This window comes from Ruegeria sp. AB10 (genome assembly GCF_056542745.1).
In genome coordinates, this window is the sequence record NZ_JBQGAI010000018.1 from 26,561 (window position 1) to 36,567 (window position 10,007).

Here is a 10,007-nt window from a genome sequence, read left to right on the forward strand (position 1 = left end):
GGCGCGAAAATCGCTGCGTTGCAGCCAATGTTATCAGGCCAGTCATTCATAGTCACGGGGAAGCCTTGATCACATACTCCTCTTTCGCCGCACTCAGGCCAGACAATTTCTTTCGGTAGTTCACCAAGGATCTTGGTCACCGGCAGTTTCAAAAACAACCTGCCCTGGCGGTACTTGCATTGCGACAAGGGAAACTTCCTTGACTCTATTCTGGCTAAGGACCACAAAAGTGCATTGGTGAAAGTTACTCGTCGCCGCGATGCTGCCGGCTTCGATGATCCAATGGCCTTCAGAATAACTGTAGCATGTGCCCCAGCATAGGAACGGGTTTCGCTGGGGTCTTCGCTATGAGCTCGTTCCTCGCAAGCATTCGCAACTGTCACCTGACAAGCCCCAGTCATCGCGTGAACCATGAAAGAAGGCGCCGTATGAACTGCACATGGCTTATAAATTGCGTGTTTGATGCCCGATAGATCAGGTCTCAGGCTCCTTTTCAATCAGTCATTCATCGTGTTTACGCGCTGCATTCTTTGTTTGATCCCGACACTCTTGGTGTTGCTCTCCGGAACGCAGCTTCCTGCCCAAGTCGCAGGCAATGCTGATGGATCGGTCTGTGACGAAGGCTTCGAAAACAAGAACGGATCGTGTCAAAGAACAGACGTACCAAAAAACGCATATTTGACGGGTAGCTCCTATGGCAGCGGCTGGGAATGCAATCATGGTTTTCAAAACGTTGGAGAACTCTGTGAGGAAATAAGAGTTCCGGAAAATGCCTATCTTGCCTCAACCGGAGATCGGTGGGAATGCAACCGGTTGTTCCAGCGTATCGGGGACGAGTGTGAAGAGGTGATTTCACCTCAAAATGGGTACGTCGAAACTAGGTTTGGCGTACAAGAAATACACTGCAACTGGGGATTTCGTAAGGAGGATCAGGATTGTGTTGCGATTAATGTCCCGAGCAACGGCCGCCTGACTGACAAAAACAGCGCGGATGGTTGGGTGTGCCTCAGAGGTTACAGGGCAGCGGAGAGTAGCTGTGAACCTGTGGCAATTCCACAGCATGCATATCTTGCGCCTGAAACCTTTTCTGGATGGAAATGCAAACGAGGTTATCGCGCAAACCGGGACAGATGCATTGCGATCCTTGTCCCTTCAAATGCTCACTTGAATCGGAGAGGTGACGGTTGGGAATGCAATCGGCCGTTTACACGACAGAACGATAAGTGCACCGAAAATGTGCCGCGACAATAGGTTGGTGGGAACCAATACCTCCTGACATATCCGGAAGGACGAATCCGTGAACCATAACTCGATTGACGAAAACCTGGGTAAAATACTCAAAGCCGAAAAGGCGCAACGCTGGTCCTACAGCATAAAGATGTTTGTCGCATTGGCGATGATTGTTGCGGCCATAATTGTGGTGGTGTTTCTCTGATGCGTAAAAGCACCCCTCAGGTTAGCCTCCGACACCCAAAATCGGCAATTCGCGACCTAGAACAAAGAGCATTTCAGGAACGCAGTGTTCGTAAGTCGCGGAACGCTGACGTAGCCGGTGTGATTGAGGAACAGTTTGGCAAGTACTTGATTAAGGCCGGCATTCTGAGCGGTAACAGCGTTGCGCGCGCATTCCCCAAGCCACCAGCTAAAACGCAGGCAATGATTGCCGATGCAGTTGGTGAAACACCAGAGTTGGCCATTGAAGCCTTAAAAGGAATTCTCGAAGAACGAGACAGGAAACGTAGCGGTCAACGACGTTTGGAAGGAAACTCCGGCACGCTCGTTCCCAGTGCAAGAGAGTATGCAGAGGCATTGCGCCAGATCAGGCTCACCCCTGCGCAGGTCACAATGCTCAAAGCACTTACTATCGCGGGCAAGGACGGTCTGACTATTGGTCACTTGTCTCAGGCAGCCGGTTACAAATCGCGCGAGGCCTCCATCAAGGTTTTCAAGAAAATCGGACTATTGATCGCAGAATATCTGGAACTGGACCTACCCGAAGCCGGATCGGTACAGAATGATGGCGCCGCTCAGGTCCTAGCATTTTCTCACATCGAAAGTGACGATGAGCCAGCAACTTGGATTATGCATCAGGAACTGCGCGACGCTGTTCGTTCGGTTCTATGACGTACGTTCCAGCCCCCGCTTTTGTAGAGAACTCTGAACCGGAACAAATGCACGAAAGGTTGCACACGTAGCTTATGCTTGAGAAGAAACCATACCCGCTCGACCTGATCTATGTACCTGTGAAGCGTGCAAAAACACTTGATCAGCAAAAAGTCCTGACGCTGGCCGAAGATATCCTGAAGAACGGCCAGAAGACCCCGATTCAGATACGCGCGGACAACAAGAGGTTCGTGCTGATTGAAGGCCTTCACCGACTAGAGGCCATTCGCGCCCTCGGCGGTGATACTGTCGACGCCTTTTTGGTGCGCGCCAGATTACACTAAACTCTTGTTGGGATTGGCGTTCGACAAAGCCTGAGAAAACGTCAGCAGGCGCTGACTTTCTTCATCCCAAAGATGCAATCGTGCGCAATGAAGGCTCTCATATAGAGTAATACGCTGGCAATTTTCCAACTCGGAATGGTCACGCAAAACCTCGTTTAGCCGATAAAACGGTATGCGGCTGGCAAGGTGGTGAACATGGTGCACACCGATATTGGCAGAGAACCACCGCAGGATGCCTGGCAGGGCGTAGTGAGAACTTCCATAGAATGCGGCGTTCTGAAGATTCCACACTTCTTCCCGCTCCCAAGTCGTGTGTTCAAACTGGTGTTGAATATAGAATAGCCAAATACCAATCGATGCGGCGACGATCATGGTTGGAAGGAATACAAAAACCAGTACATCCAGGCCTCCGGTCCAAAAAATCAGAGCCAGGACCACTGCAATCGCGGCGTTTGTTCCCATAGCACTTGCCCAATTCAGCCAGCCTGACCGCATGAAACCAAAGGGCAAGCGATTTTGAAAAAAGAACGTGTAGACCGGTACTATACAGAACAGGAAGAAGGGGTTCCGGATTAACCTGTAAGCGGCACGCCCGAACCAATTCCGTTTCAGGTATTCCTCAATGGTCAATGTAGGAATGTCACCCATACCACGCCGATCAAGGTTACCGGTTGAGGCATGGTGAATCGCATGGCTTTGCCGCCAGACGTCATAGGGTGTCAGGGCGAGAACACCCAGAACCCGGCCGGTCCAATTGCAAACGGTGCGGCTTCTAAAGAAAGATCCGTGACCACAATCATGCATGATGATGAAGATACGCACCAGAAATGCGGCGTTCAGGATGGCCAATAGAACAGTGACCCAGATACTAAGGGATAGCGCAAACCACGCTGCGCCCCATAGCGCGAAAAAGGGGATGACAGTGATTGTCAGTTCAATAACGCTACGCTTCGTATCGGGCACACGGTATTGCGCGAGCGCCCGGGTCAATTCCTGCTGTTGCAACTGACTTGTTCTCCAAGGGCTTTTAGCAGCCCATTATGCAAACGGGCACCCCATAAGGGTGCCCGTAAAAGGTCAGGCCAGTGCCAGATTGGCGGCGCTGTCGCGCCCGTCACGGCCAGCTTCGACGTCAAAAGTGACCTTCTGGCCGTCCTTCAATTCGCTGATGCCGGAACGCTCAAGTGCTGAGATGTGCACGAACACATCGCGCTTGCCATCTTCAGGTTCGATAAAGCCAAAACCTTTGGTCGAGTTGAACCATTTTACTGTGCCATTTGCCATGGTGGAAGTCTCCTAATACTTGCCGCCCGCATTATTGCGGCGACTCGGCGTGGTCGGTCTGAATCGAAAGACTGAACGCCGAGTTTGGGAGACAGCAGGTCGAAAAAGAAAAACGTAAGCCCTGTGTATATGGACTTCGAGTACACACGATACAAGCCTTGATACAACGGAAAGCAACAGAAGATCTAAGTCTGCCCAGCCCAATTTGGGACAAAGATAAGCAGAACCATTGCTCTGTGGTTCGGAAATCAGAGGTCGGCTTCCGATAAAACCTGCCGAATGCGTATGCAGCAAATTGATTGCTCAGGCACGGCAGGTAGGGCTCACTGTCCGAAATCGCCGCGTGCTTCAAGAACACCGCGGCAAGGCACAAATGTTCATTGAGTGATTGAAACATTGCTAAATCAACGAGTTGACCTCTCTAACGAACGGTAGATTCTGCGCGGCCCGAATCTTGGGTCATGCTGCGTTGGCATAGGGCGACTGCGAGCCTCAAAGTGCCATTAGTAGGTCCGTATCTGCGCAAGCATCGGGCAAGAAACGTTCCCGATGTTACAGTTGGCCGTAAGTTCATTCAGGGCGGCCTCCAATCGCTTAAGTTCGATTATCTTCATACGCACATTGGAGATATGAAGCTCGGCCAGTTCCTTAACGGATTGGCAATCCTCGCTATCACCTTCGGATAGGTAGAGAAGCACCTTTGCATCGGCAAGCGAAAAACCCATGTCTCGGCACTTCCTTAGAAAACGAAGCCGTCCAACATCGTGCGCGGAGTACATGCGTCGATTATTCGATGCCCTTTCTGGTTTCGGCACGATCCCTTCGCGTTCGTAGTAGCGGATAGTATCAATTCCGACACCGCTTTGCCGGGATGCCTCCCCAATCGCAAACATGTGAGATTTCCTGTCTTGATCCTGTAGTGGCTACAGAAGTTAAACGAGAGGTTGTTGTCTCTACAACTCCGCGCGACGTAGTCCATCAGGGAAACAGAATGCAGAAGTACCTTAGCCTCAGCTATTTGGGATCGCTATCAGCGCTTGGCGTCGCGACTTGCTGCGTTTTGCCCATGACGATGATGTTACTGGGGCTGGGTGGCAGTTGGTTGGCAATCTTTGGGAAGGTTGCCGCAGCGAGTTACTATGTGCTGACGATGTCAACGGCGCTCGTCGTGATATCATGGATGGTATCTTATCGGCGCGGTTCCTTGCCGACGTTGAAATGGTGGCTTGCAGGAACGACTCTAATCACCGGCGTGGGTTGGGTCGTTGTGTTTAACGAGGCATGGATTAACGATTACCTGATCATGCAGATGTGAGACTATGACAAAACAAACTGTAGTCCTAGAAAGCACCCTGATTTGCCCGAAGTGCGGCCACAGTGAAACCGAGCAAATGCCAACGGATGCTTGCCAGTGGTTCTATGAATGCAAGTCGTGCAAAACAGTTTTGAAGCCGTTGGAAGGCGACTGTTGTGTTTACTGTTCATATGCCACGGTCCCGTGTCCACCAATTCAGCTAGGCGATAGCTGTTGCGGATGAAGTGAAGGACGGTTTTGTTGAGCGAACTGTGAGCCGCCGCCGCGAGCATCGCTGCTATTTGCATGAATGACAGTTTTTTTGCTGCTTGGCCGCACAAGGTATTCGGCAGTTGCAGTGTCGTTACTGCTGCAAGCGCATGCAGCAATAAAATCCAGGGTACAGGTTGGGCTCTTACCGGCCATTGAGCACCTGAATTCTCGCTGTCTGTTTCACGATGATCGGGAACGGCAGATCAGAGCCCAAAGTGCCGAGTGCTGCCCGGTGGACAAATGTCGGCTTTGCAATCAGCTATCATGTACAATCACGTTGGCAACTATCAAGAACATTGACCGCTCTATCAATTTATGCATGCATCAATTGGATTGCCGTGGCGACTTCCAGTGGAGTGCACGAAATTGAATTTATTGAAAAAATACCGTTGGTACGTCAGCCTCCCAATGTGCGCAGTATTTATAGCCCTAGGCAGCCAACAAGCATATGCATATGTGTCAAATACACTCGGGCTTGAGAGCAGTGGGCAGGGTTTCCCAGAAGAAATTGAATCTGGTGCACTAGCCGAGGATGCTGCTTCTGAGCAGATCATTTTAACAGCTTCTTCCGATGAAACCGACCTCGCTGAGTGTTACGGTGACGAATTGAAAGTCTCGATGCCGTCAATTGTCGCAGACGAGGGCACCATTCTTGAGCGCACGGGAATTGCGCTCCCCAAACCGCCTCTACGATGCCCGGTTCATGCTCGAACTTGAGATGCTGATGGCCGCCCCCCAATCCGGACATGGAAGACGTGAACAAAGGGGTTGAAGCCGCAGCGCGGGCTTATATCCACGAACGTCGCAACATGCGCCGACGCAAGCCGGGTGCGATGGAGTACCGTCGGCTGTCCGCATTGTCGGATAAGTTGGAGGCGGTTTCTGCTGAACTTGTCCGGGTTCAAGGCTCCCCTAATTGTTCTGGGAAACTGGCCGATGCGCTGGAAACACAGGCCAGATCAGCCGATCCAAGCGCTACCGGAATAGTCAACCTGATCGAAGGCGCATTTGGCCCCGGCGATCCTGTCAGCCACATAGCGGCGTTTCTGGACCTATTGCAAAATGCCGCTGCGCAAACGGTTTCTCTGGGAGAGAACGAGAGCCCAAGCAGCCACTACGGAGCCGATCTGGACCGCTGGGCGCGCAAGCCAAAGAAGACCGACAGCCAGCCGATTGATGCCTTGGCGCGCGCCTTTCGCCCCTATTGGGAGCGCAATGCCATGCGCCCTTTCAATGCGGGGCGTTACGACCCGGCCACCAAGCAGAACAAAGCGCTCGCCGTGGACGCAATTCATCTGATTGCTCGGAAGCTTGACCCGGACCTGACACGAGCCCGCGTTGTCACCGTGCTGCGGGTGATTTAGACACATTTTCGCCACATTCTGTGGCAATTAACGAGCCCATTTTCCTACGTAGGAGATGTTTTTTCGGGACCTGCTTCACGCGTTTCAGCGCGTCCAATCGCTCTCTAGGTTTCTCTTCATCGATCTAACTTGATGGAGATAATCATGATCGCAAAACAGGCAGACACCCTACTCAAACCCGAGCAAGTCGCGGAACGCCTTGGCGTGCCCACAACCACCCTTGCCACATGGCGCTGCACCAAGCGCTACCCGCTGGCCTATGTCAAAGTTGGCCGCTTGGTCCGCTATCGCGCTGGAGATGTGGACGCGTTCGAGATTGCGCGCTTGCAGGAGGTGGTCGCAAATGACTGGTAACTGGAAGCCTGCCACCCGCCCACACGGTTCCGACGTTCACCCGCTATGCAGGCGCTACCCGTACCGGAACGGCACGAACATGGCATCGACCTGTTGCGCGACTTCCTGAACGTGGACAGCGAAGATGATTTCCGCATGTTGGTGGCGTGGGTTCTGGGATGTTTCCACCCCAAAGGCCCCTACCCTATCCTGATCCTGTCGGGCGAACAGGGCAGCGCCAAAAGCACCACTGCGCAAACCCTGCGTGATCTAGTTGACCCTTCTTGCCCAAGCACCCGTAGCACACCCAATTCCGAGCAGGATTTGTTCATTGCCGCGATGCACAACCATGTTCTGAGCTTTGACAACCTCTCGACCATCCGCCCGATGATGGCAGATGCGTTCTGCCGGATTGCAACCGGCGGCGGGTTTGGCACCCGCAAGCTGCACACAGACAGCGACGAGGTATTGTTCAACGCAACGCGGCCCTGCCTGCTGAACGGTATTCCCGATCTGGCAGCGCGGCCTGATTTGGCGGATCGGTCTATTGGCATTCACCTGCCGGTCATTCCACCCGGCAAGCGCAAAACCTTGAGCGCGTTCAATCGCGACTTTGCCAAGGCCAAACCCTTCATTTTGGGTGCGCTTCTGGACGCGGTCTCCTGCGCCTTGGGGCGGATTGACTCTGTGAGTCTCTCAGAGGCCCCTAGGATGGCGGATTTTGCTAAATGGGTTGTTGCTGCCGAAGACTCTCTCGGATGGACTCAGGGCGCGTTTCTGGACTCCTACGCGGCCAATCGCGCCAGCAGCGATCAAGCCGCTGTCGAAGCCAACCCGGTCGCTCTGGCAATTCTGTCGCTGATGGATGGGCGACAGCAGTGGAGCGGCACGGCAACCGTGTTGAAGCAGGTCCTGCGGGATCGCTTCCCGGCACTGACGGAAGACGGCCACAGCTTTCCTCGCTCTGAGGCCCGGTTTGGCGCGGCGCTGCGCAGGGTTCAGCCCGTATTGCGGCGTCAGGGCGTAAACATAGCGTTCAGTCGAGAAGGCAAAGCAGGCATGCGGGTGATAGAACTGACCAGCCGATGAGATTCCACGCCGCAACGATTGCTCAAGCGCTCGACCTGAACAGTCGGGCGTTTTTACTTTTGTTCTATTCCTTCGGATGTTTTTGCACAGCGCCTTTGTCCGCTATGCGGACGAAGCTGCCGTTCAGCCGCGTTCCAGAATCGACGCGTCTGGCTCGTTCCTTCCGATTGTCTCCCTTCAGAGTTTCTACGATCGAAGCCTTGGTTCTGATGCTAAACTGCCGGACACTCTCAAAGGTGAACGCAGCCCGTGTGAGTTAACAAGCGTTGTAAATTCAAGGCGCTGACAGCATGATGCTTGGAAGGTAGCTAGTTGGGCAGGTCGGATAGTGTAGGTTGCATTCATGCGCGGATTTATCAACTTTTGGCTTTTTCTGTTTGGCGTATTCTCCGGTGCTGCGGCTCTGTATTCCTCTTCATTGCGCTACCTTGATATTGGCGCCAACGCTATGATTGCCGAAATCATCGACTTCTACCGAGCGACACTATACCCGGTGTGGAATTTTTTTGGCTCGCTTTTTGGTTTCGAAATCTCGCCCTTGGTCGCGGACATGGCGTCGGTCATTTCGGTCTTTTCTCTAATTGTTCTTCGTTTGATTATGATGCTTTTGGGTGTGCGATGGTTGCTATATATTCTGCTGCCCCTGCCCGAAGGTCCACCCTTCCCACGGAAGGGGCTGCGCAAGGCCTTTGGATTGGATTTCACGACAGTCGATACTGATTTGAACGTCCGACAGTTCTTAGGTGGTCCGGTCTGGGATTACATTCTTGTCATACTTGGATTCACGCTCCTGTTGCCGGTCACGTTTTTCGGGCTTTGGAGGAACCGTTGGCTCTACAATGTGCACGGGGTGATCGCGGGTACACCGTTTTTGGCCGAGCCGGGTATGGTTGCCTTTAACTTTCGATCAATGTTCGTTCGGCAATTCATAGCCATTATTGCCGCAATCTTGCTTTTTTATATTATTGGTTAAGTCGAGGATGTGCTTATGTTCGGTCGTTTTTTGAAGATTCCAACTTTAGATGTGGCAGTTCGAGGAGGTGTCCGTTTTGGAACTTCGCATGAGAATGTTATGAACGCGACTTTGGGTTTTTTGGATCTGATGGCGATGCGCGTTTCCGAAGTAGACAAACGTGATCTTCTTGATTCGATACCCAATGCGCGAAAAGCACTGGCCCGTGCGTTTGATAAACGGATGATAGATGGGTCGTTTAGCACTGCCATTGCGTTGATCCAATCTTCAGGTCTTTCGGTCGAAGCGGCAGTGGATTTTCTGGAAATGCTGTATGATGAGATCGACAATGGTGCGAGTTCGCCGGGGCTGGTTGACCGGATCAAGGCGCAGCTTGCTGGACAGTTACCGCCGTTCTTCTAACCGGTTCTTATAATGTCGTTGATTGGCTAATTTCGTCGGATTGGATTTCAAGTTTGGAGGGGGGGGGGCCAGTTGTTTGCGAATTTCTCTTCACTAAGATCAAATGTCGTGGAAGGGCTCAAAGCCGCCATTCGAGGTATCGTCTTGGGCCATGGTTTCTCCCTACCCGGGGTATACGCGGGGCCGGGTAAACCCCGTGTAGGGGGAAAATCCGTTTGCATACGCTTAGGGGCAACGCAGTTTCACTTGGCTGACGGTGCTGACGGTGGGGGCGCGTTTGCTTTTGTCTTGAGCGAATGTCGGCGACGCTGACGGCTGGATTCGCGTCTTCTAGGGTGCCGTAGTTTGCTGTGTAGCGTAGCACCGCAGTAGCACCGAGACCGAACGTCCTAAACGCAGAAATCGCGTGATGCGAGGCTAAGTGTTTGATATCCGACCGTTTAGTTTGGTTGCGGGAGTAGGATTTGAACCTACGACCTTCAGGTTATGAGCCTGACGAGCTACCGGGCTGCTCCATCCCGCGACACTTTATGTGACCTACCGCTTAC

At 52.7% G+C, this 10,007-nt stretch carries 14 protein-coding genes and 1 tRNA gene; 11 read left to right on the plus strand and 4 right to left on the minus strand.

All coding sequences use genetic code 11. From position 1 onward, the window contains the following. Positions 1-1,297: 1,297 nt before the first annotated feature. From ACR0NT_RS19155 to ACR0NT_RS19165, 3 genes are all read left to right on the plus strand, one after another. Entirely contained in the window at positions 1,298-1,435 is a 138-nt protein-coding gene (locus ACR0NT_RS19155; RefSeq protein ID WP_170447558.1) for a hypothetical protein, read from the plus strand. Next, positions 1,435-2,124, plus strand: a complete 690-nt coding sequence (locus tag ACR0NT_RS19160) for a hypothetical protein (RefSeq protein WP_170447557.1) — start codon at positions 1,435-1,437, stop codon at positions 2,122-2,124. The genes ACR0NT_RS19155 and ACR0NT_RS19160 overlap by 1 nt, the downstream gene beginning before the upstream one ends. A gap of 74 nt (positions 2,125-2,198) precedes the next feature. Then, a complete protein-coding gene (locus ACR0NT_RS19165; protein ID WP_170447556.1) occupies positions 2,199-2,447 on the plus strand; it encodes a ParB N-terminal domain-containing protein in 249 nt (82 codons plus the stop codon). On the opposite strand, the gene ACR0NT_RS19170 is transcribed toward ACR0NT_RS19165, so the two are convergent. The 3 genes from ACR0NT_RS19170 to ACR0NT_RS19180 form a co-directional block, all read right to left on the minus strand. Continuing rightward, the gene (locus ACR0NT_RS19170; RefSeq protein WP_170674489.1) at positions 2,439-3,452 is read right to left on the minus strand and encodes a fatty acid desaturase; all 1,014 of its coding nucleotides are present in this window, start codon (positions 3,450-3,452) and stop codon (positions 2,439-2,441) included. The two genes, ACR0NT_RS19165 and ACR0NT_RS19170, sit on opposite strands and share 9 nt — an antisense overlap. A 72-nt stretch (positions 3,453-3,524) precedes the next feature. Further along, a complete protein-coding gene (locus ACR0NT_RS19175) occupies positions 3,525-3,731 on the minus strand; it encodes a cold-shock protein (protein ID WP_170430361.1) in 207 nt (68 codons plus the stop codon). 503 nt (positions 3,732-4,234) lie between these two features. Then, a complete protein-coding gene (locus tag ACR0NT_RS19180) occupies positions 4,235-4,624 on the minus strand; it encodes a MerR family transcriptional regulator (RefSeq protein ID WP_170447554.1) in 390 nt (129 codons plus the stop codon). A gap of 98 nt (positions 4,625-4,722) precedes the next feature. Here ACR0NT_RS19180 and ACR0NT_RS19185 point away from each other — a divergent pair, with 98 nt between their 5' ends. From ACR0NT_RS19185 to ACR0NT_RS19220, 8 genes are all read left to right on the plus strand, one after another. Then, a complete protein-coding gene (locus ACR0NT_RS19185) occupies positions 4,723-5,046 on the plus strand; it encodes a hypothetical protein (protein WP_170447553.1) in 324 nt (107 codons plus the stop codon). A gap of 4 nt (positions 5,047-5,050) precedes the next feature. Beyond that, positions 5,051-5,269, plus strand: a complete 219-nt coding sequence (locus ACR0NT_RS19190; protein ID WP_237217120.1) for a GDCCVxC domain-containing (seleno)protein — start codon at positions 5,051-5,053, stop codon at positions 5,267-5,269. 395 nt (positions 5,270-5,664) lie between these two features. Next, positions 5,665-6,015, plus strand: a complete 351-nt coding sequence (locus ACR0NT_RS19195; RefSeq protein ID WP_170447552.1) for a hypothetical protein — start codon at positions 5,665-5,667, stop codon at positions 6,013-6,015. A gap of 38 nt (positions 6,016-6,053) precedes the next feature. Continuing rightward, positions 6,054-6,662: a hypothetical protein gene (locus ACR0NT_RS19200; RefSeq protein ID WP_170674487.1), complete on the plus strand. Its 609-nt coding sequence runs from the start codon at positions 6,054-6,056 to the stop codon at positions 6,660-6,662. Between the two features lie 144 nt (positions 6,663-6,806). Further along, positions 6,807-7,016 carry a helix-turn-helix domain-containing protein gene (locus ACR0NT_RS19205; RefSeq protein WP_170447550.1) on the plus strand — a complete coding sequence of 70 codons (210 nt, stop codon included), beginning with the start codon at positions 6,807-6,809 and terminating at the stop codon, positions 7,014-7,016. Positions 7,017-7,061: 45 nt separating this feature from the next. Beyond that, complete coding sequence (locus ACR0NT_RS19210) at positions 7,062-8,084, plus strand: hypothetical protein (protein ID WP_480443516.1); 1,023 nt, start codon at positions 7,062-7,064, stop codon at positions 8,082-8,084. A 343-nt stretch (positions 8,085-8,427) separates the two neighbouring features. Beyond that, entirely contained in the window at positions 8,428-9,057 is a 630-nt protein-coding gene (locus ACR0NT_RS19215; protein WP_170447548.1) for a hypothetical protein, read from the plus strand. A 15-nt stretch (positions 9,058-9,072) separates the two neighbouring features. Beyond that, the gene (locus ACR0NT_RS19220; RefSeq protein WP_170447546.1) at positions 9,073-9,459 is read left to right on the plus strand and encodes a hypothetical protein; all 387 of its coding nucleotides are present in this window, start codon (positions 9,073-9,075) and stop codon (positions 9,457-9,459) included. A 446-nt stretch (positions 9,460-9,905) separates the two neighbouring features. Here ACR0NT_RS19220 and ACR0NT_RS19225 read toward each other — a convergent pair. After that, a tRNA-Met gene (locus tag ACR0NT_RS19225) sits at positions 9,906-9,982 on the minus strand. Positions 9,983-10,007 lie beyond the last annotated feature (25 nt).

Excerpts from the sequence above, each read along its gene's own strand:
- ACR0NT_RS19160 (WP_170447557.1), top strand. The coding sequence starts at position 1,435 with ATGCGTAAAAGCACCCCTCAGGTTAGCCTCCGACACCCAAAATCGGCA.
- ACR0NT_RS19220 (WP_170447546.1), top strand. The coding sequence starts at position 9,073 with ATGTTCGGTCGTTTTTTGAAGATTCCAACTTTAGATGTGGCAGTTCGA.
- ACR0NT_RS19180 (WP_170447554.1), bottom strand. The coding sequence starts at position 4,624 with ATGTTTGCGATTGGGGAGGCATCCCGGCAAAGCGGTGTCGGAATTGAT.
- ACR0NT_RS19215 (WP_170447548.1), top strand. The coding sequence starts at position 8,428 with ATGCGCGGATTTATCAACTTTTGGCTTTTTCTGTTTGGCGTATTCTCC.
- ACR0NT_RS19210 (WP_480443516.1), top strand. The coding sequence starts at position 7,062 with ATGCAGGCGCTACCCGTACCGGAACGGCACGAACATGGCATCGACCTG.
- ACR0NT_RS19190 (WP_237217120.1), top strand. The coding sequence starts at position 5,051 with ATGACAAAACAAACTGTAGTCCTAGAAAGCACCCTGATTTGCCCGAAG.
- ACR0NT_RS19165 (WP_170447556.1), top strand. The coding sequence starts at position 2,199 with ATGCTTGAGAAGAAACCATACCCGCTCGACCTGATCTATGTACCTGTG.
- ACR0NT_RS19205 (WP_170447550.1), top strand. The coding sequence starts at position 6,807 with ATGATCGCAAAACAGGCAGACACCCTACTCAAACCCGAGCAAGTCGCG.
- ACR0NT_RS19185 (WP_170447553.1), top strand. The coding sequence starts at position 4,723 with ATGCAGAAGTACCTTAGCCTCAGCTATTTGGGATCGCTATCAGCGCTT.
- ACR0NT_RS19175 (WP_170430361.1), bottom strand. The coding sequence starts at position 3,731 with ATGGCAAATGGCACAGTAAAATGGTTCAACTCGACCAAAGGTTTTGGC.